General features: G+C 45.8%; 18 protein-coding genes. 14 read left to right on the plus strand and 4 right to left on the minus strand.

Features of this window, described 5'->3' with window-relative positions:
* Positions 1–156: 156 nt before the first annotated feature.
* Entirely contained in the window at positions 157–1,962 is a 1,806-nt protein-coding gene (gene typA / locus FDP09_RS19740) for a translational GTPase TypA (protein ID WP_137404304.1), read from the plus strand.
* 393 nt (positions 1,963–2,355) lie between these two features.
* On the opposite strand, the gene FDP09_RS19745 is transcribed toward typA, so the two are convergent.
* The 4 genes from FDP09_RS19745 to FDP09_RS19760 all read right to left on the minus strand — a co-directional run bounded on the left by FDP09_RS19745 (position 2,356) and on the right by FDP09_RS19760 (position 5,536).
* On the minus strand, positions 2,356–2,808 hold the full coding sequence (locus FDP09_RS19745) for a hypothetical protein (protein WP_137404305.1): 453 nt from the start codon (positions 2,806–2,808) through the stop codon (positions 2,356–2,358).
* Between the two features lie 27 nt (positions 2,809–2,835).
* Positions 2,836–3,306: a hypothetical protein gene (locus FDP09_RS19750; RefSeq protein WP_137404306.1), complete on the minus strand. Its 471-nt coding sequence runs from the start codon at positions 3,304–3,306 to the stop codon at positions 2,836–2,838.
* A gap of 191 nt (positions 3,307–3,497) precedes the next feature.
* Positions 3,498–3,953: a hypothetical protein gene (locus tag FDP09_RS19755; RefSeq protein WP_137404307.1), complete on the minus strand. Its 456-nt coding sequence runs from the start codon at positions 3,951–3,953 to the stop codon at positions 3,498–3,500.
* 119 nt (positions 3,954–4,072) lie between these two features.
* Positions 4,073–5,536, minus strand: a complete 1,464-nt coding sequence (locus tag FDP09_RS19760; protein WP_137404308.1) for an NADP-dependent isocitrate dehydrogenase — start codon at positions 5,534–5,536, stop codon at positions 4,073–4,075.
* Positions 5,537–5,959: 423 nt separating this feature from the next.
* Here FDP09_RS19760 and FDP09_RS19765 point away from each other — a divergent pair, with 423 nt between their 5' ends.
* From FDP09_RS19765 to ruvA, 13 genes are all read left to right on the plus strand, one after another.
* Positions 5,960–6,745 (plus strand): enoyl-CoA hydratase/isomerase family protein, encoded by a 786-nt coding sequence (locus tag FDP09_RS19765; RefSeq protein ID WP_137404309.1) that lies wholly within the window; start codon positions 5,960–5,962, stop codon positions 6,743–6,745.
* 21 nt (positions 6,746–6,766) lie between these two features.
* Entirely contained in the window at positions 6,767–8,278 is a 1,512-nt protein-coding gene (locus tag FDP09_RS19770; protein WP_137404310.1) for an oligosaccharide flippase family protein, read from the plus strand.
* A gap of 346 nt (positions 8,279–8,624) precedes the next feature.
* Entirely contained in the window at positions 8,625–9,752 is a 1,128-nt protein-coding gene (locus tag FDP09_RS19775) for a glycoside hydrolase family 88/105 protein (protein ID WP_137404311.1), read from the plus strand.
* Positions 9,753–9,981: 229 nt separating this feature from the next.
* Entirely contained in the window at positions 9,982–10,416 is a 435-nt protein-coding gene (gene dut / locus FDP09_RS19780) for a dUTP diphosphatase (RefSeq protein ID WP_137404312.1), read from the plus strand.
* 119 nt (positions 10,417–10,535) lie between these two features.
* Positions 10,536–12,284 (plus strand): tetratricopeptide repeat protein, encoded by a 1,749-nt coding sequence (locus tag FDP09_RS19785; protein WP_137404313.1) that lies wholly within the window; start codon positions 10,536–10,538, stop codon positions 12,282–12,284.
* Positions 12,277–13,017 (plus strand): DUF4292 domain-containing protein, encoded by a 741-nt coding sequence (locus FDP09_RS19790; protein ID WP_137404314.1) that lies wholly within the window; start codon positions 12,277–12,279, stop codon positions 13,015–13,017. Before FDP09_RS19785 ends, FDP09_RS19790 begins: the two co-directional genes overlap by 8 nt.
* A gap of 3 nt (positions 13,018–13,020) precedes the next feature.
* Positions 13,021–14,271, plus strand: coding sequence for a murein hydrolase activator EnvC family protein (locus tag FDP09_RS19795; protein ID WP_137404315.1), 1,251 nt, complete (start codon positions 13,021–13,023; stop codon positions 14,269–14,271).
* Between the two features lie 279 nt (positions 14,272–14,550).
* Complete coding sequence (locus tag FDP09_RS19800; protein ID WP_015267819.1) at positions 14,551–14,757, plus strand: Sec-independent protein translocase subunit TatA/TatB; 207 nt, start codon at positions 14,551–14,553, stop codon at positions 14,755–14,757.
* 14 nt (positions 14,758–14,771) lie between these two features.
* A complete protein-coding gene (gatA, locus tag FDP09_RS19805; RefSeq protein WP_137404316.1) occupies positions 14,772–16,199 on the plus strand; it encodes an Asp-tRNA(Asn)/Glu-tRNA(Gln) amidotransferase subunit GatA in 1,428 nt (475 codons plus the stop codon).
* Between the two features lie 17 nt (positions 16,200–16,216).
* Positions 16,217–17,611, plus strand: coding sequence for a lytic transglycosylase domain-containing protein (locus FDP09_RS19810; RefSeq protein ID WP_137404317.1), 1,395 nt, complete (start codon positions 16,217–16,219; stop codon positions 17,609–17,611).
* Positions 17,612–17,701: 90 nt separating this feature from the next.
* On the plus strand, positions 17,702–18,799 hold the full coding sequence (locus FDP09_RS19815) for a DUF4837 family protein (RefSeq protein ID WP_137404318.1): 1,098 nt from the start codon (positions 17,702–17,704) through the stop codon (positions 18,797–18,799).
* 20 nt (positions 18,800–18,819) lie between these two features.
* Positions 18,820–21,093: an NADP-dependent malic enzyme gene (locus FDP09_RS19820; RefSeq protein ID WP_137404319.1), complete on the plus strand. Its 2,274-nt coding sequence runs from the start codon at positions 18,820–18,822 to the stop codon at positions 21,091–21,093.
* On the plus strand, positions 21,090–21,689 hold the full coding sequence (ruvA, locus tag FDP09_RS19825) for a Holliday junction branch migration protein RuvA (RefSeq protein ID WP_137404320.1): 600 nt from the start codon (positions 21,090–21,092) through the stop codon (positions 21,687–21,689). The genes FDP09_RS19820 and ruvA overlap by 4 nt, the downstream gene beginning before the upstream one ends.
* Positions 21,690–21,722 lie beyond the last annotated feature (33 nt).

Below are 21,722 nucleotides of genomic sequence, written 5' to 3' on the forward strand. Positions count from 1 at the left end.
TTGGGAGCGACAGCAATTGGAGGCTATATTGCCACCCTAAAAGGGGATGTTTCCTAGTTTTAGGATAGTTTTTTAAAATAGGGATATAAACTTTACACAGGCTTAAACATTATACGAAATTTTATTCGTACTTTTGCAACTCAATTAATCCTTATCATGCAGAATATTCGTAACATCGCGATTATCGCACACGTTGACCACGGCAAGACCACCTTGGTAGACAAAATCATTCACGCTTCCAAAATCTTCCGTGAAAACCAGCAATTTGAAGACCTGATCCTGGACAACAATGACCTGGAACGAGAAAGGGGCATTACGATTCTTTCCAAAAACGTGTCGGTAAGATATAAAGATACTAAAATCAACATCATCGATACACCTGGTCACGCCGACTTTGGCGGTGAAGTAGAAAGGGTATTGAAAATGGCAGATGGTGTTTTGCTCCTTGTGGATGCCTTTGAAGGCCCTATGCCGCAAACACGTTTTGTCCTGAGCAAAGCCTTGGCACTTGGACTCACCCCTATCGTAGTGGTCAACAAGGTGGATAAACCTAACTGTCGTCCTGACGAAGTACATGAGGCGGTATTTGACCTCATGTTCAACCTTGACGCTACAGAAGAGCAGTTGGACTTTGTGACCATGTATGGTTCTGCCAAAAACAACTGGATGGGTCCAGACTGGAAAGAGGAGACAGATTCTATCCTCCCACTATTGGACACCATCATCGAGCACATTCCTGCTCCCCAGATCCAAGAAGGCAGCACGCAAATGCAAATCACTTCCCTGGACTTTTCCAATTTCGTGGGAAGGATTGCCATTGGCCGTTTGAAGCGAGGAACGCTTAAAGAAAACACCCAGATCGCGCTTTGCAAAGCAGATGGATCTATCAAGAAAATGCGCATCAAGGAACTTCATGTATTTGAAGGACTTGGCAAAAATAAAGTAGAAGAAGTACACGCAGGCGATATCTGTGCAGTGACCGGTATCGAAGGTTTTGAGATCGGCGACACCATTGCCGATGCCGAAAACCCTGAACCGCTTCCCAGAATTGCGATCGATGAGCCTACCATGAACATGCTCTTCACGATCAATAACTCCCCTTTCTTTGGCAAGGAAGGCAAATTCGTTACTTCCAGACACTTAAGAGACCGCCTCTTCAAGGAAATGGAAAAAAACCTTGCCCTACGGGTAGAACCCACTGACAATGAAGATAAATTCTTGGTTTATGGCCGGGGTATCCTCCACTTGTCCGTACTGATCGAAACCATGAGACGTGAAGGCTACGAACTACAGGTGGGTCAACCTCAAGTAATCTATAAGGACATCGACGGTGTCAAAAACGAACCCATCGAATCCCTTGTCGTGGATGTACCCGAAGAGACAGCCGGTAAGGTAATCGAACTGGCTACCCAACGTAAAGGGGAGCTCCTTGTCATGGAACCTCGTGGAGACCTCCAACACTTGGAGTTCCGCATCCCTTCCAGAGGCCTGATCGGTTTGAGAAACAATGTGCTGACCGCCACCCAAGGGGAAGCAATCATGAACCACCGTTTTGTGGATTACGAACCGTTTAAAGGCCCTATCCCAGGCAGAATCAACGGCTCACTGATCTCAATGGATTCCGGACCTACCACAGGTTATGCTATTGACAAGCTTCAGGATCGTGGAACGTTCTTCGTGGATCCAGGAGAAGAAATTTATGGTGGCCAAGTAATCGGGGAACACTCACGGGACAACGACATCGTTGTAAACGTCCAAAAGGGCAAGAAACTTACCAACATGCGTGCCTCTGGGTCTGACGACAACACCAAGATCCCTCCTGCCAAAAAATTCTCTTTGGAAGAAGCCATGGAATACATCCAAAAAGATGAATACTTGGAGATCACTCCTAAGAGCATGAGGATGCGTAAAATCTACCTCGACGAAGGTGAAAGAACAAGAATGGCGAAAAAGGACGCCTAATAGCCTTTTCGTTTTATACCATACAAAAAACTCCCTTGAAGCAATTCAAGGGAGTTTTTTTTAGTTAAAATTCAATCACCGCTCACCAATAGGTTTAGACCGGCCCAAGCCAAAAAATGGTATGCTTAGGGAAATTGGTTTTAGGCTATCAATTTAGAGATACCTAGCCTTCGACACCGCTCGGCCTGGATCTTTATCACCTGAATGGAGTATCAGCAATGGCCTAAAGGCGATTCTCCTGATAGTGATGAGTTAAAAACACAAATTTACCTGGTTCCGCAGCCCAGCTGTCGGAACAACTGTGCAATTGTATCTCTGTATTCATCCTTATTACTGCTCTAGTTCCGCAGTTGAGCAGTTGAAATGCGAACTGGTCCCACTCTGGATCATCCATTACTTTTCAAAATACAAAACCCAACCATCGCATGGCGCATCAGTTCTGTTAATCAATCGGCCTCGGTAATCCATCATCACCATCTCGGTATTCAACTGGTTGTTTGCACCACACCTACTCCTTAAACTCACATCACCCGAGGTGTATTGCAGTTGAAAATGAGCCAAATATTCAGAATCAAACCGGTGATCCATCGTAAAATTGCCCTTTGCCAAAAGGTCTCCTGCAGCTGAAGACATCATTCTTTCAAAAGTGCTATCCCGATAAAAAACATAGCGCTCTTCCCATAATAGCTCATCACCTGCCTTTGAAACACCCGCCTCGGGAGAAAATGTTCTTGAGAGGATCCATTCCCCATAAACATACTCATCCGGGTCAATATCAGGTGAAACATCACCACAACCCGCAAGAGCAATCGCAACACACATGACCCAAAGGTACAATCGACTCATGCTTTTATCAATATTCTGTATAAATCATTAATTATCATAATACAGCCAAGGCCCATCGCAGGGTGCCCAGCTTATATTGACCAATTGATTTTCCAAAGAAATGTGCAGCGATTCCCGCTCCACTTCATCGCTCGAACAATTGTAGGCCATGCCATCCCCTCCGGTAAAGGTCAGCACTACTGCGCCTATATAACGGTCCTGCATTTCCTCCGAAACCTTTTCGATCACAAAGGTTCCCGTGGCTTCTGATTGATAATCCTCTGCATCCACCGTTTTGGTGAAGGTACCTTCGTTGGTAAAAGTGTAGATTTCTTCTCTTTCCAGCGCTTCTCCTTCCAAGGTAACATCCACCATAGAACCCACACTTTTCACTAGCTTCCAGTCGCCAGTTACAAAAGATTCCTCCGGATCAATGATGATTTCTGGTTCTGGATCGTTCTGTGTGCATGCGCCCAAAATAAATAAAAAGATAAATGAGCTAAAGAATAGTTTTTTCATAACAATTATGTGGTTTTGCAGTCTATACGAAAAGCATCATGAAAGTGTCCCAAAAGAAACTTTTTTTTCACATATATTTTTTTTTTTAGCAAGCAATCTCTGCCTAACCCCGCGTCATCCCTACCACTGGCATGTTTACCTGTCATTATCCAACCATGTAGGGTGGCAAATCCCGAAGCACTGGCTGCTCTCTAAGGCAATATTTTATCGTATAATAAATAAGGGGCTTGGCAGGAGATTTCAAGCTTACTACTAAGGCTTCCATTTCTATTCAAAACCAGCCATTCGACTCGGGGTTCGGTGGCACAGCCCCCTCGTAACCTTTCATTTTCAGCGGCGTATTCTAGCCTCACCAATGCGCCATCATCTGAAGCCGAAAGCGGTGCTACCTTAAAATTCCCCTGAGCAACAGCCTGCCCTTTATTCGATACACGACTTTTTACAAAACTCCCATCATCATAGAAAGCATAAGTTTCCTCGATATTTGCACCGTCCGTACCGTAAAATAAGTTTCTTGCCAACTCATCGGTATTCAGCAACTTCCAATCTCCGTAAATAAAAACCTGTGGATCGATATCATCCTCCCCCAATTCACAGCCTAGAATTGTACACGCCATCAAAACAAAAAAGAATACTTGTCTTTTCATCGGTAAAAAATTATCCAAAATACATAAAAACATTAAAGAGGCCATCACTAAACTCCACATCTTGTTGATGCTTTTCAGTTTTAGTGTCGGCCTCTTCAGTTAGCAATCAAACCTTCGATTTACTCTCCCTGTGCTAGGGAAAATCCTCTTTCACCGTCAAAGGTGTACAGGTTTTCGGTCTTGATGAAATCAAAACCCAAGTCTTCCACTTGCTTCAATACGTCCAATACCTGCCCATGGGAAATGACAGATTGGTCAGCATTGAAGAACCTTACGCGCCAGTGATCAGAGCAGAAGGTCTCTTTCATACCATCAGGATATACTTTCACGCCACGGTTGGTGATCAACTGCATTTTCAGTCCCTCCGCGTCCACTGCCCGCAGCTTATCGCCAATAACATTGGCATCGCGGTCATTCTCCTTCCAATCAATAAACACGTCCAAGCCGATCAGTTCTTTCTTGCACGGCTTTCTTTCCGCCAGCTTGATCGCTCCCATGTTGTCATCAGCACCATCACCTTTTTTAAATTCAGCTGGAACCATTTTATCAGGCTTTTGGCCAATTCTGTCTATAACAGCCTGCGCAAACTCCTTCGTGCCCACCAATTGGGAGGAGACTCCCTCTTGGTAAATATCACCTGTATGGATCCCATCTTCCAGGGTCTTCATCCATGCATTGCTGACTTTTTCCGCCACTTCTGGCTGGCCAATATGCACTAGCATCATGATGGCACCATTCAGCAGTCCTGAAGGGTTGGCGATATTTTGTCCTGCAATATCAGGTGCAGAACCGTGGATCGCCTCAAACATGGCCACGTCTTCGCCCACGTTAGAAGAACCACCAAGCCCTACAGAGCCGGTAATCTGCGCCGCCACATCGGAGATGATATCACCGTAGAGGTTTAGCGTCACGATCACATCAAACATCTCTGGCTTGTCAGCGATCAAGGCCGTGCCGATATCGATGATCTTATGATCTGCCTCAATATCAGGATACTCCTTGGCCACTTCATTAAATACTTTATGGAACAGACCATCGGCCAACTTCATGATGTTGTCCTTGGTCATACAGGTTACCTTTTTCCTGTTATATTTTTTGGCATATTCAAATGCATATCGGATGATTTTCTCAGATCCAGGTCTGGAAATAAGCTTCAGGCATTGGTACACATCATCGGTCTGCCGGTGCTCGATCCCCGCATACAGGTCTTCTTCGTTTTCACGCACGATCACCATGTCCGTTTCAGGAAAGTGGGTCCTGATATAGGGCGAATAGGCCTTGCATGGCCTAACGTTGGCATACAGCCCCAAGGTCTTTCTAGTGGTTACGTTAAGGCTTTTAAAGCCTCCACCCTGAGGCGTGGTGATGGGAGACTTTAAAAATATCTTTGTTTCTCTAAGCGAATCCCAAGCTTTTGGTTCGATTCCCGAGCTGATGCCTTTCAGATAGACCTGCTCGCCTATTTCAATGACTTCAGGTTCTATTTGTGCTCCTGCAGCTTCCAAAATCTCCAGGGTGGCTTTCATGATTTCCGGACCGATACCATCACCGTAGGCTACGGTTATTTTTCTTTTGGATGACATAAAGTATTTTATTAAAGATGTTAACTTTCAAAATATAGTACAAAAATATAAAATTTTGTGGGAGATGAATGCGATAAGGGCAGTTATTGGTGAATTAGTTACAGGGTCGGAATTGAAAGCTGCCGGAAGACTGTCAAAGTCATCGGCTATCGGTAAAAAATGACAAGGACACTGGTCTTTTATCTGGTTCCATTGCAGCACCACACTTGGATTTCGCCTGTTGGTACCCGGTCGCTCGATTCCAGCCTGCTCTCCCCTTTGGCAGGAATCGGGATTTGATCTAGGGCAATTGACTTTCAGCACCCCAAAATCCAACAGGGTCACTATCAGACATAAGCTACCAGCAACGTTCATTTTTACAAGGTTTGCTTTGTGTTTGCTACGGCACCTCGTATATTTGGATTCAAACATAGGTTTTAGAGCATGGCTGAATCTACCAATATCCTTTCTGAAAACAAAGACGGTATTCTCTACCTCACCATCAACCGGGAATCCAAACTAAACGCAATCAATTTTGACACCCTTGAAGAGCTGAAAAACATCTTCAATGAAGTTAGCGACAACAAGTCGATCAGGGGCGTGGTCTTGACGGGTTCTGGGGAAAAGGCCTTTGTTGCCGGTGCGGACATCAGTGAAATCGCAGAGCTGAATGAGCTGAATGCCCGGAAATTTTCGGAAAATGGACAGGAAGTCTTCAGCCTGATCGAATCCTGCCACAAACCGGTCATTGCGGTGGTCAATGGATTTGCACTCGGTGGTGGGTGTGAGCTCTCCATGGCCTGCCACATGCGCATCGCTACCAGCAATGCCAAATTCGGACAGCCAGAAGTCAATTTGGGCATTATCCCTGGATATGGAGGCACCCAGCGACTGACTTTTTTGATAGGAAGAACAAAGGCCAATGAGCTGTTGATGACCGGCGACATGGTAGATGCACAAGAAGCAAAGTCCCTGGGTTTGGTAAACTATGTCACCAACTCCAAAGCCGAAGCAATCCAAAAAGCGGAAGAAATCCTGCAAAAGATCATGACTAAGGCTCCCCTTTCCATAGGAATGATCATCGATTGTGTAAATGCCGTTTACAGCAATGACGAAAACGGCTACCTCATCGAGGCCAATAGCTTTGCCAGATGTGTAAAATCTGAGGATTATTCCGAAGGAACCTCTGCATTCCTGGAAAAACGAAAACCCAATTTTAAAGGGGAATAAGTCCCTCCTTCTTCCGGTCCCATGAGTAAGCTCAAACAACTTGCCGGTCAAACTGCCATTTACGGAATCAGTAGTATTTTGGGAAGGGTTATCAACTTCCTCCTTCTCCCCCTCTACATCGCTTACCTTTCGAAGGAAGACCTTGGCTCCTTTACGGCCATTTATGCTTTCATTGCGTTTTTCAACGTGATTTTCACCTATGGTATGGAAACCACCTTCTTTAGGTTTTCTACCGGAAAAGGCCTGGATCCACAAAAAGCCTATAACAATGTCCAATCCCTGATCCTCACCACTTCCTTGTCATTGGGAGCATTGCTGTTCCTGAGCGCGGAGCAATTGAGCGTGTGGATGGACTACCCCGGTAAATCCCACCTGTTTCAGTGGACGGCCATAATCTTGACCATTGATGCTATCTTGGCCATCCCCTATGCCAGGCTCAGAGTAGAAAATAAGTCCCTCAAATTTGCACTGACCAAGCTGCTAAATATCCTGCTGAACGTCGGATTTAATATCTTCTTTATCGTGGTCTGCCTGCATGTGTACGAAGGTGATTACCTTGGCTTTTTGCAGCCGTTCGTTGGTAGTTTTTACCATCCTGAATGGGGAGTGGATTATATTCTGCTTTCCAACCTCCTCGCCAATGCCCTGATCATTCCGGTCCTTTTCTCGCTTTCAGGAAAGTTTAGTTGGCAGCTGGACAAAAGCATCCTGGGGCCTATGTGGAAGTATGCCCTTCCGCTGCTGTTTATGGGCCTTGCCGGAGTGACCAATGAAGTCTTTTCAAGGTTCTTGTTCGAATACGTGCTCCCCGAAAACTTCTACCCCGGTCTTACCGCACGTGAAGCAGGAGGTATCTTCGGTGCCAACTTCAAGCTGGCCATCTTCATGAACCTGATCATCCAGGCCTTTAAGTACGCCGCAGAGCCGTTTTTCTTTTCCCAAAGCGAGGACAAAAACAGCCCAAAGCTGTATGCCCGCGTCATGCACTGGTTCATTATTTTCTGCAGTGCACTGATGATTCTCGTCGCCGTAAACCTAGACATCATCAGCAAAATCATCCTTGGCAACAAAGGCTACCAAGCCGGCATGGACATCGTTCCCATGCTCCTGATGGGCTATTTGATGCTGGGGGTATATTTTAACCTCAGCATCTGGTTTAAGATCACCGATCGAACCATTTATAGCTTTTACATCACCTTTACTGGAGCGGTGGTCACCATACTCGTGATCTTCCTAATGGTACCCCAATACGGCTATACCGGTGCTGCCATGAGCACCTTGGCCACCTACGTAGTCATGTCTGTCATGTGCTATTTCTTCGGCCAAAAATACTATCCCATCCCCTATAAGACCGCCAAGGATATTTTCTACTTGGTCATTGCATTTGGCTTTTCCTACTTGGGATTTTATATCCGATTGGATTCCGGCATCCTTACCTTTCTCGTCCACAACTTACTTCCGTTGTTTTTTTTGGGATTGGTGGCCCTGATGGAGCGGGAAGAAATTAGCCAATTGAAAAAGAGATTGAAATAAACTCAGGTTTGGTCTGGGCAATTTGATTGTCATAAAATTTACCTCAGCACATTGGCCTCCCTACTGCTTTCAAGGTTTACTGCCATTTCCAGTGATTAATTCAGCTTAACATGCCATCAGCGTGGTATATCTTCTAACCTTCGGATCCGGCCAAAAGGTGCTTATCATGACTTTGCTAGCACTAACCTCCATTATCAACTTACTTTTATTGAATAATACAATTCACCAAAAACTCAAATAAATAGTCCTTTACCAAAACCGAGGAAGCATTACTTCATCGTTTTTGTTAAAATCATTTATATCTTTGACAGTAAAGCATTATTTCAATCATTTATATAAACTTCAAATGAACGGCATTTTTAAAAAAGGACAGCTGGCACTTACTATTCTGACGATAGGGATTTGTAGCACCGCTTGGGCACAGACCAATGCCCCCACTAAACAAGGAATCCACAGCAGCATGCAAAAAGTGGCGGATTGGCAAATCGAAAACTTCTGGGAGGCAGGGCACGGCAGACGGGTGCACGAACCGACCAACTGGACCAATGGCGCCTTATACGTGGGCATGATGAAATGGGCCAACCTTTCGGATGATGCCGCCTATACGGATTTTCTAAAAGGAATTGGCGAAAAAACCGAGTGGAAGCTGGGATCTCGACTCGGGCGCTATCATGCCGACGAACATACCGTTGGGCAAATGTACCTGGAGCTCTACCGCAAAACGGGCGAAGAAAAAATGCTGGAACCCACCCAAAAACACATGGAGTATATCCTTTACCATCCCTCCCAAAGTTCGCTGCACTGGAAAACCCCTTATCACCAAGACCGCTGGAACTGGTGCGATGCCTTGTTCATGTCGCCAGCCGTTTGGGCAAAGCTGACCAAAATCACCGGGGATAAAAGGTACCTCGATTTTATGATTGCCGAATTCAAGGCCACCACCGATTTTTTGTTTGACAAAAAAGAAAGCCTTTATTACCGCGACGAAAGCTACTTCGACAAGACCGACAACGGCACCAAAGTCTTTTGGTCACGCGGCAATGGCTGGGTATTTGCCGGGCTGGCCAATGTCATATCAGAGTTGGAGCCGGGCACTTCCGAATACAAGTATTTAGTAAAGATCTACAAGAAAATGGCCAAACGCCTAAAAGAACTGCAGACTGTCGATGGCTATTGGGCCATGAGCCTCTTGGGAGCCGAATATTACCCCACTCCTGAAACCAGTGGCACAGGATTTTTTACTTATGGATTCGCTTGGGGCATCAACAATGGCATTTTGGACAAGGAGGATTATGAGGAAGTCGTCTGGAAAGGCTGGAAGGCGCTTCAGCAATGTGTCACCGAAGATGGCATGCTTGGCTATGTACAGCCCATTGGTGCCGCTCCCGGCAAAGCCTGGCCGGACAAAACCGAGGTCTATGGTGTCGGAGCATTCCTGAGTGCTGGCACGGAAATCTACAAAATGCTCCAATAATTCAGTCATGTAATTCAAACACGATTTGCCCACGGAAACCATCGAAACCATGAACCGGCTAAAGTGCTTTCGCTGGTTTCCCGAAGCAACTCATACCGGAAGCGTTCTCCACCGACTTTCTCCTCCTGAAACAGCCAGGGAACGCTTTCTATTTTTTATCCACTCATTCCGTCAATTAAAAATAACCCCCTATCTTTGATCCAAAAGATACATTTAAAAAAACACTACCATGCAGGTCAACGTCATTAACCGATCCAAACATCCCCTTCCCGAATACCAAACGGACCTTTCTGCAGGCCTGGACCTCAGGGCGAATTTAACAGAATCCATTACCTTGGAGCCGCTGGAAAGGATTTTGGTGGGCACCGGCTTGTTCATGGAACTTCCCGCGGGTCATGAGGCCCAGATCCGCCCCAGGAGTGGCCTGGCTTACAAGCATGGAATCACCGTACTCAACTCTCCAGGAACCATCGACGCCGATTACAGGGGAGAGATCAAGGTGCTTTTAGTAAACCTTTCTAAGGAGCCTTTCGAAATCAAGGACGGCGAACGTATCGCCCAGATGGTCGTGGCCCGCCATGAACAGATCCAATGGAAAAAGGCTGCCGAAGTATCGGAAACCCAACGGGGAGCAGGTGGATTTGGCAGCACAGGAAAATCCTGATCACGTTAAATTTCGTGAAACGGCTTTTGGGGAATGAACCAAAAAGACCTTAAGTTTGTACGTTTTGTCAGGTAGATACCACATATCTTCCTGATAATCTCACCAGTTCGAAACAAAACATGCGAGTAAATACCATCAAGCAATACCTCCTCTACCTAGCACTGACCATGCCACTGGTGTTCCTTGGTCCAGTGGCCAATGCACAATTCAATCTCTTTAAAAGTGCCAAAAAGGAACAGAAAGAAAAGGACATGGCTGCAAGGCTGTTTATTGAGGGTGAAAAGCACATGATGCTGGAGGACTATGAAAAAGCTTACTTTTACTTTAACAAGGCCCATGACCTGACCCCTGAATCGGGCGCTGTAAACTTCAAGATGGCTGAAATCCTGGCGCGTGCCAATCAAAATGAAAAGGCTTTGGAGCACGGTCAAAAGGCCATTGATGCAGATCCTGAAAACAAATATTACCACCTGCTGATCGCTGAAGTCTATACCAAGCAAAACCAACCGGAAAAAGCTGCAGAGATCCTGAAAACGCTGATCGAACGATCCGATGACAACCAACAGTATATCTTGGAACTTGCGTCGCTATACCTCTCCACCCAGCAATTTGACAAAGCCCTAATTGCCTTGGACAAAGCGGAAGAATATTATGGGGTGGTCGAACAGCTTTCCGTGCAAAAGCAGCGCATTTACCTGAAACAAAACAACTTGGAAGCAGCCATCAAAGAAGGCGAGAAGCTCATAGAGGCCAATCCCGGAAATTCCCGTTATGTATTGGCATTGGTAGAAATCCTGTTTAACAACAACCGCACCGACCAAGCTCTCCAGATGGTAAATGCCTCACTTGAGGATTACCCCAACCAACCAGACCTACACCTTGCGGCTTACACACTTTATAAGAAGAAAGAAGAGTATGCCTCGGCACAGGAACACCTCTTCACCGCCTTCAAAAGTCCCGATCTGGAAGGAGAGGTAAAGGCACAGACTTTTGGTGACATCATCCAAAAAGACCTCAAAACCAAGGAACGTGAGGAGCTATTGGACAGCCTGCAAGTACTTATGACCAAAACCAGCCCAAAAAGTGCGCCTGTCTTTACGATATTGGGTGATCGTGCCATGCAACACCAACAGCCTTCCAAGGCTTTGGAATATTACCAACAGTCCATCGCCCTCAACCCCCAGGATGCCAAAGTCCTCCAAGGGGTCATCAGCCTGATGTTTGAACAAGGAAAGGACTTTTCAGCGATAGAAAAATACACGGTCATTGGCACGGAAGAGTTTTCCCAAAAACCGGAATTCTGGTTTTTTGATGGCACCGCCAAACTGGCTCTGAAGAAACACGAAGCTGCCGAAACCTCCCTAAAACAAAGCCTTGAGCTCAACGATGGGGTAAACAAACAGCTTGACCTGATGGTTTTGGGCCAACTTGGCGATACCTACCATGCCCTTGACAAAGAGGAACTGGCCTTTGAGGCATATGACAAGGTTTTGGAAATTTCACCGGATGATGAACACGTCCTGAACAATTACGCCTATTTTCTGTCGTTGGAAAAAAAGGACTTGGACAAAGCGCTGGACATGTCATCAAAACTGGTCAAGCGATTCCCGGACAACGCCACCTACCTGGACACGCATGCGTGGGTGCTTTTCCAAAAAAAAGATTATATAGACGCTGAAAAATACATGAAAAAAGCCCTCAAAATAGAGGAAAGCCCCAGTGGGGTAATGTTGGAGCATTATGGAGATATTCTATACCACACCGGGGATATAAATGGTGCCATGGATTATTGGGAAAAGGCCGCTGGCAAAAAAGATGTTTCTGATGAGTTGGGTAAAAAAATAAAGGACAAGAAATACTATGAATAAACATTTTTTACTGATCTTTTTCGCCGTCGTTTTCCTTTTGACCGGTTGTGCCAAAAAGACGCAAGTATATTCTTCTGATGAAGCCATGAAGGAATTTACCCCTTCCTATTTTGACTTCAATTACCTCAGTGCCAAAGCCCGGGTCGTCATGGAAGAACAAAGTGGCAAAACCACCCGCGGTACACTCAACCTCCGCGCCAAAAGGGACAGCATCATCTGGTTTAGCATCAGTCCGGGCCTGGGCATAGAAGCTGCCAGAGGGGTCATCACGCGAGAGGATATCAAGGTATTTGACCGGATCAATAACAAGGACATCAACCTCACCTTTAACCAATTCCAGAACACTTACGGGCTAAAACTCTCGCTGGACTTGTTTCAGAATGTCCTTTTTGCCAACATCCCTTATGGCGTCACCTACAGGGACAGGCTAATCCGGGTGGGAAAGACCTTCGAGCTCACCCAAAGAAGGGACGGGATCACTTATGAATCTGTCATCGGGGTACAGCATGGAAAGGTGACCGAGCTTACCACTGCTTCTAGGTTTCACAAGGGCAAGCTATCTGCCAGCTATCCGGAGTTTGAAAACCTGGACGGGCAGCCCTATGCCTATAAAATTCTCCTGAAGTTATTGATGGAAAACTCCTCTTCTGATGTACAGTCCACGTTGGTCAACTTGGAATTTAACAAAGTGGAACTCCAGGATTCCCCACTGTCATTTCCCTATAATTTCTGATCTATGAAATATATTTTGGCGCTCGCTTTTCTGTTTATGCTTGCTTGGACAGCCTTTCCTGAACAGGGAAACCTAATGGCGCAGACGTCCAAGTCAAGGGCCCAATTGGAAAAAGAAAAAGCTGAAGTGCTGGAGCGCCTGAAAGAATTCGATGAAATTCTAAAAAAGACTTCTGCCAGAAAGAAAAACACCATCAGTGAGCTGAACCTTGTCAGCAAGCAACTGGAAACCAGGGTGAGTTTCATACAGACCTTAAACAGGGAGGTAGCCCTACTCGACAAGGAAATCCAGGAAACCAACAACCTCATTGGGTCGCTGGAGGATGACCTGGAGACCTTAAAAGAAGAATATGCCCAGATGGTCTATGTCTCTGCCAAACTCAACAGCGGAGTCACCATTTTGACATTCATCTTCAGTTCCTCCACCTTCAAGCAGCTGTACATGCGGATAAGGTACCTGAAACAGTACAGCGATGCCCGTGCAAAACAGGTAGAGCAAATAGAAAAGGTAAGTGCAGACCTCAAGCAGCAACAGGCAAAACTGGAAAAGAAGAAAGCTGATAAGCAAACTGCCCTACAGGAAGAACAAAGCCAGAAAAAAGAACTGGACCAACTCAAACAAGAACAACAGTCCATCGTCAACACCCTTTCGAACAAGGAGGAGGAAATCCGCAAAGACATTGCCGAGACCAAAAAGCAGCAGGAAGAGCTGAACAGGCTGATTCGCAAGGTAATCGAAGAAGAAATCAAGCGGGCAGAGGCAGAAGCCAAAAAGGCCAATACCAAAACCACGAAATCTTCTGCGAACAGCATGCCGATGACACCTGAAGCTGCCGCCCTTTCCAGTTCCTTTGCGAGCAACCGAGGGAAATTACCTTGGCCAGTAGCCAGTGGTTTTGTCTCGGAAGCTTACGGGGACCATCCCCACCCCACACTCAAGGGCATCATGATCACCAATGACGGTATCGACATTCAGACAAACCCCAGCGAAAACGTCAGGGCAGTCTTCGACGGTGTGGTGACCAAAGTTTCGACCATTCCCGGTATGGGCGGCACGATCATCATTCGCCACGGGGAATACTACACCATGTACAGCAGACTTCAGACCATATCCGTAAAATCCGGCCAGACCGTCAAGGCAAATGACAAAATCGGGGAAGTGGCCACCAGCAGTGACGGCGTATCAGAAGTCCACTTCCAGACCTGGAAAGGGCTCCAAAAAATGAACCCTTCTTCTTGGTTAGCAGGAAAATAAATCAATATGGATGATTGGGCATTCTAATATGGCCTTCCCTCCTACTGATGTCCCAAAAATCCTTCTGTATGCCCCTAGACCAATCAATCATGTGCCTTTATAGGGCTTGTGATAAGGACCGGCCTCTTTTAATTCATGCACGGGCATGAGCATTTCTACGATAATATGAGTATCTTTACAAAAAAGATATTGAAAAAAACAAGAACTGTGTTCGATTCCTTTGTGTTAGTAAGACACAGTTATATATTTGTACCGATTTAAAACTTAAATACGCTTATCATGACTACATTGGGTTTCATTCAGAATATAGGAGGTGGTTCCTTGGTTGTTATCATCTTGGTTGTCATCCTTCTATTCGGAGCAAAACGAATCCCTGAACTGGCTCGCGGGCTGGGCAGAGGCATCAAAGAATTCAAAGATGCCACTAAAGAGATTCAAGATGACATCGAAGATGGCATCAAGGGAGACAGTAAAAAGAAAAGTTAAAAAAGTAACTACCATTGGAAAAATTCCATTCTTTCGACGAAATAAAACGTTCGCTTGAAAATAAAGAAACTGATTGTAAAGCGATCGTCCATTATTATCTCAAAAACATCCAAACGAAGGCGCATCTCAACGCCTTCGTTGAAGTTTATGAGCAATCTGCTTTGGAGCAAGCAGCCAAAGTGGATCAAAAAATCAAAGACGGCACTGCCGGAAAGCTGGCAGGGATGGTCATCGGTATCAAAGATGTGCTATGCTACGCAGACCACCAGGTCAATGCCTCCAGTAAAATTTTAGAGGGATTCCATTCCCAATTTACCGCTACTGCCGTACAAAAGCTCATTGATGAAGACGCCATTATCATCGGACGTCTAAACTGTGATGAGTTTGGCATGGGATCATCCAATGAAAACACCGTCCATGGCAAAGTCCTAAACGCCCTTGATGAGGAGCGCGTACCGGGTGGATCTTCCGGCGGGTCAGCCGTAGCGGTTCAGGCCAATCTCTGCACCACCTCACTGGGGACCGATACGGGGGGATCTGTTCGCCAACCGGCAGCCTTCACAGGACTGGTCGGCATCAAACCCACCTACTCAAGGGTCTCTCGCTTTGGGCTGATTGCTTATGCATCGTCATTTGATACCATCGGCGTATTTTCTACCAATGTAAAGGACAATGCACGGGTCATGGAAGTAATCGCTGGCCAAGACGACAACGACAGTACCGTATCGCGCAAGGAAGTACCTCAATATTCCGAGCAGCTTGAATTGAACAAGCCGGTAAAAGTCGCCTACCTGAAAGAAACCATCGAATCGAAAGCATTACAGCCGGAGATCAAGGAGCACACCCTTGACATGCTGAATAAACTCAAGGAAGAAGGCCATACAGTAGAAGAGGTAGATTTCCCACTACTTGAATATGTCCTTCCTACTTATTATATTTTAACTACTGCAGAGGCCAGTTCAAACCTTTCACGCTTTGATGGCGTAAAATATGGTTACCGAACGCCCAACGCCCACAATCTGGAAAGCATGTATAAGCTTACCCGCTCCGAAGGCTTCGGGGAGGAAGTGAAAAGAAGAATAATGTTGGGGACGTTTGTATTAAGTGCAAGCTACTATGACGCTTATTTCACTAAGGCCCAGAAAGTAAGAAGGTTGATCAAAGAGTTCACCGAGAATTTGTTGAACAAATTTGATTATATTGTCCTACCGACGACCCCTTCTACGGCATTTAAGTTTGGGGAGCACAGCGATGATCCTGTAGCCATGTATCTGGAAGACCTGTACACCGTACAAGCCTCCGTTTCAGGTATTCCGGCCATTTCCATTCCAAATGGAAAGGATGAAAATGGCCTTCCTATTGGCTTGCAGGTCCTTACCAACTCCTTTAAGGAGGCAGAGCTGTATGCTTTTGCGGACTATTTAATGAAAATCAAGAAATAATAAACTACTTACCTGTCATGAGCAACTGGAAATTACTTACACTCCTATCACCGATGATATTCTGTGTGGCGATTGCCAGTGCCCAAAATCAGGGAGAAAATGGTTTCATAGCAGCCGAAGAGGATCTTATCGAGCCTACGTACCACTACGAATACATTCCTGACTTCACTTATCACGAAGTCAACGAACGAGTAGAGAAGATGGATACAGGCATGCCTTTCGAGCTAAATGAAACCATTTTTGCTTTTATAAATTACTTTACGGTCAGAAACCGGGAGTATTCCAAGATGACCTTGGCCAGAAAAGAAATCTATTTTCCACTTTTCGAAAAGGAGCTTAAGGAACACGGAATGCCAGATGAAATCAAGTACTTGGCCATTATCGAATCCGGGCTCAATCCCAAAGCCAAATCCCGCGTGGGGGCCATGGGGCTATGGCAGTTTATGCCAGCGACAGGAAGGGTCTATGACCTGCACGTCACCCGGGACATCGATGATCGGATGGATCCTGAGCTGGCCACTGAAGCAGCTTGCCGTTATCTAAAGACACTTCACCGAATGTTTGATGATTGGGAACTTGCCTTGGCCGCTTATAACTGTGGTCCCGGAAACGTCCGAAAAGCTATCAGGAGGTCCGGGGGAAAACGAACCTTTTGGGGGATTTATAACTGGCTGCCAAGGGAAACCAGGGGATATATCCCGCAGTTTCAAGCCATTATGTATGTATTTAATTATGCCGATGAGCATAACCTCATTTTAGAGGACGGCACCTTCCCTATTTCCCATGAAAAAGTAAAATTTGACCAGGAATTGGATCTCGAAAGACTGGCTGATATCAGTGGAACCTGCTTGGAGGAGCTGGAGTTTTTGAATCCCGCCATCCAAAACAGTAAAATCCCCGCCAGTTCGGGACATTATGCCCTTCGGGTACCTAAGGCAAAAGCGGAATACATCGCCTCCAATGTACACTGGATGATGGACAGCATTAATCTTCAGGAAGAACGGTTACTTGCCAAACAAGAGTCCGAAAAAACCCAGGAAAAAGAACCTGAAAAGCTTATTTATAAGGTAAGACGGGGCGATGCATTGGGTAAGATTGCCAGAATGTACGGCACGACAATTTCCGATATCAAAGCTTGGAACGGGCTATACTCCAATAACATTAAGATCGGCCAGCACCTGACCATATACCAGGACAGCGATGCCTTCACCAGAAACCTTGCTACGGACAATCCCGCTAAGCAGGATGCCACTTTTGTGAAAGGCACCCCAAAAACCTATGTTGTACAGCCTGGTGACTCCCTTTGGCTGATTGCCAAAAAACTGGAAGGAGTAACCATAGAAGAGATAAAACGCCTCAATAAACTCAGCAACAATAAAATCAAACCAGGCCAGAAACTTATAATTGGTTAAAAAATACACAACTAAATATTTAGTAGTTTCTTTCCGACTGCCGTTCATTTTTTATAAATTGTACACGGTAACGCTATAAATCCATATACAATGAATAAGAAAAACAGTTTGATTCTGGCCCTATTTATCTTGACAGCAAGCATGATGATGAGCTGCCAAGATGGCGAAAACGGAAGTAACTCCAATAAACCCAAAGCAAGAGGTGCAAGCGGGGAGATACTTTTGGTCATTGATTCGGTCAAGTACAAAGGGCCCGTAGGCGATGCCCTAAAAGGGATATTTGAAGAGGACATCAAAGGTCTTGTACGAGAGGAAACCCTTTTCGACATGCGAAAAGTCGATCCAAGATCCATGACAAGGATACTAAAAATGGCTTATAACATCGTGTATGTCACTACTTTTGACGACAAGAAGGCAGGCAGCCGCATGATCAGCAACCAATTTAGCCCAGCCTCCAAGGAAAAGGCCGCTGGTGATCCATCGCTGTTCATGTTGAGAAACGAAGATGAATTTGCTCAGGGACAAGAAGTCGTTTACCTATTTGGCAATAATGAAGAGGAGCTGATCAACAACCTCCGGAAGAACACAGATAAACTTCAAAACCTTTTTGAAGTACGGGAAAGAAACCGTCTGGGAAGCGCTATCCTCGAACGCACCAATGGAAAAGTACAATCAAAGGGTAAAGAAGTCTTGGGACTGGACTTAAAGGTCCCAGCCTCCTATCAATTTGTCAAGGAAGAGGAAAACTTCCTCTGGGCAAGGCAGCCGACCCCTACCACCCAGCGGGCAGACATTAGCCTGATCTTTTACCAAACGGAATACACTTCTGAAGAACAAGTATTTCCGGAGAACATCATCAAATTACGTGATGAAATCCTAAAAACCCGTGTTTTTGGTGATCCTGAAAAGCCAAATTCTTATTTGGAAACAGAAAAACAAATTGTACCTTCCTTTAGGAATATGCAGATCGACGGGCAATATGCCATCGAGATGCGGGGACAGTGGAAGACACACTCCATCAGTATGGGCGGGTCATTTGTTTCCTACACAGTAGTCGATGAAGCCAACGGAAAACTTTATTACTTGGAAGGATTTTTATATTATCCGAATGAAACCCATAAAAAAGCCCTTCGGGAAATCGAAGCGATATTGATGGCCACAACATTCCCAAAAGGCAACAATAACTAAATCCAATTCATAGCTTAACAATGGCGATTAAAATCAGAAAAGAAGATGCCTTGGGCTACCATTCCCAAGGCAGTCCAGGAAAAATCGAGGTCGTTCCGACGAAACCACTCTCCAGCCAGTTGGATCTGGCCTTGGCCTATTCACCTGGAGTGGCAGAACCCTGTTTGGAAATCGCCAAAAAGAAAGAAAATGCCTACAAATACACCGCAAAAGGGAACCTTGTGGGCGTAATTTCCAATGGGACCGCCGTGCTTGGCCTGGGAGACATTGGTCCGGAGGCCAGCAAACCTGTCATGGAAGGAAAAGGTGTCCTTTTCAAGAAATTTGCAGGCATAGACGTTTTCGATATTGAAATCGACGAAAAAGATCCCCAGAAACTGATCCAAATCATTAAATCACTGGAGCCTACTTTCGGAGGGATCAACTTGGAAGATATCAAGGCCCCAGAGTGCTTTGAAATCGAACAGGCACTCAAGCAGGAAATGCATATCCCTGTCATGCACGATGACCAGCATGGAACGGCCATCATCTCAGGAGCCGCCTTGCTCAATGCCCTTGAAATCGTCCATAAAAATATCGAGGATATTCGTTTGGTGGTTTGTGGTGCAGGTGCCGCAGCTGTTTCCTGTACCCGCTTTTACATGTCACTGGGGGTAAAAAGAGAAAATTTGGTAATGGTCGATATTGACGGTGTTATCCGGACAGACCGGCCAGACCTTGATGAGGTCAGGAAGGAATTTGCCACTTCACGGGCAGACCTCCACACCCTTGCCGATGCGATGAAAGGAGCGGATGTGTTTTTGGGCCTATCGGCAGGAAACATCGTCTCTCCCGAACACATCCAATCCATGGCGGACAACCCCATCGTTTTTGCCTTGGCAAATCCTAATCCAGAAATTGACTATAACCTGGCCGTCTCCACCCGTGATGACCTCATTATGGCCACGGGAAGATCGGATTTTCCAAACCAAGTAAACAATGTACTCGGTTTTCCCTACATCTTCAGGGGAGCACTCGACGTAAGGGCAACCGCCATCAATGAAGAAATGAAACTGGCCACTGCACAAGCCATCGCGAAGCTGGCCAAGGAGCCCGTGCCCGAAATCGTCAACAAGGCTTATGGCGATGACCAATTGGGTTTTGGGAGGAAATACCTTATTCCAAAACCGTTGGATCCACGCCTGATCACCACCATCGCCCCTGCTGTGGCAAGGACAGCGATGGAAACGGGTGTGGCACAAACGGCCATTACCGACTGGGAAACATACGAATTGGAACTCCAAGAGCGAATAGGAATCGACCAACGATTGATGTCCAGGGTCATTGCTCGGGCCAAAAAGAATCCTAAGCGTGTGGTATTTGCCGAGGCAGACAATACAAAAATCCTCAAAGCCGCCCAATTGATCAATGATGAAAGAATCGGCGATCCGATTTTGCTGGGCAATAAGGAAGTGATCCTCAAGCTGATTGAAGAGCATTCCCTCGACCTCAGCAATGTCCAGATCATTGATCCATACGAAGAGCTTGATCGCTTGGAGAAATTCGGAAACCTATTGTACCAAAAACGGCAGCGCAAAGGTCTGACGCCTTTCGAAGCACAAAAGATGATGCGCGACCGCACCTATTTTGGCGCCATGATGGTGGAGACAGGTGAAGCAGATGCACTGATTTCCGGGCTTACCAAAGATTATCCCAAAACCATCCTTCCCGCCCTACATGTCATTGGTGTAAAGCAGGATGTGGACAGGGTAGCAGGAATGTATATTATGAATTCTGACAAAGGCCCCTATTTCTTTGCAGACACTACAGTAAACGTAGATCCTACCGCCGACCAAATCGTAGAAATCATCGGACTGACGGCCGATGCAGTGAAATTCTTTGACTTGGAACCCAAAGTGGCCGTACTCTCCTACTCCAACTTCGGTTCGGCAAAAGGAAACACGCCGACCAAAACTGCCCTCGCTACGGCCAAGGCCAAGGAAAAATTTCCTGAACTGATCATCGAAGGTGAAATGCAAGCGAATGTAGCCATCAACGAAGCGATCCAAAAAGAAAATTATCCTTTCAGCGCCCTTGCCAATAAAAAAGCCAATACGCTCATCTTTCCCAACCTCAGTTCGGGGAACATTGCCTACAAACTGTTGGCTGAAATCGGCAATGCAGAAGCCATCGGCCCGGTATTGTTGGGCATGAACAAGCCTGTGCACATCCTCCAACTGGGAAGTTCAATAAGGGAAATCATCAATATGGTAGCCATAGCAGTAGTGGACGCTCAAAGTCATGACAATATATGATCGATTATCTAAACGGAAAACTGGTTTTTAAGGACCCCACATTTGTAATTATTGACATTAACGGTATCGGTTATCATGTCAAAGTATCACTGAACACCTATTCGCAGATCAAGGATGAGGAGCAAATCAAGCTCCTCACCCATCTGCATATCAAAGAAGACGCGCATACCTTATATGGATTTAAGGAAGAAATGGAAAAACGGCTGTTCCTGCTGCTGATTTCCATTTCAGGAGTAGGCCCAAATACCGGGCTGATGATCCTATCATCACTGTCAGGAGGAGAGTTGGAAGCGGCAATTGCCCAAGAAGACCACAAAACCATCCAACGTGTCAAGGGAGTAGGTGCCAAGACCGCGCAGCGTATTGTTTTGGAGCTTAAAGACAAAATAAACAAGGATAATCCAACCCCATCCCATCCGGTTTCAGGTGGTTTTATACAACAAAACCAATTTATCAAAGAAGAAGCTTTGCAAGCGTTGATTACACTGGGATTCACCAAGGCGGTGGCAGAAAAAAATATTGCCGCAGTTTTGAAAAAAAGCGGTTCGGAAATTTCATTGGAAGAATTAATTAAAGCATCTTTAAGGTCAACCTAATTACTAGGAAGTTTGACTATTACTGGATCATAT

The sequence above is a fragment of the Echinicola rosea genome, from assembly GCF_005281475.1.
Taxonomy (GTDB): Bacteria; Bacteroidota; Bacteroidia; order Cytophagales; family Cyclobacteriaceae; genus Echinicola; species Echinicola rosea.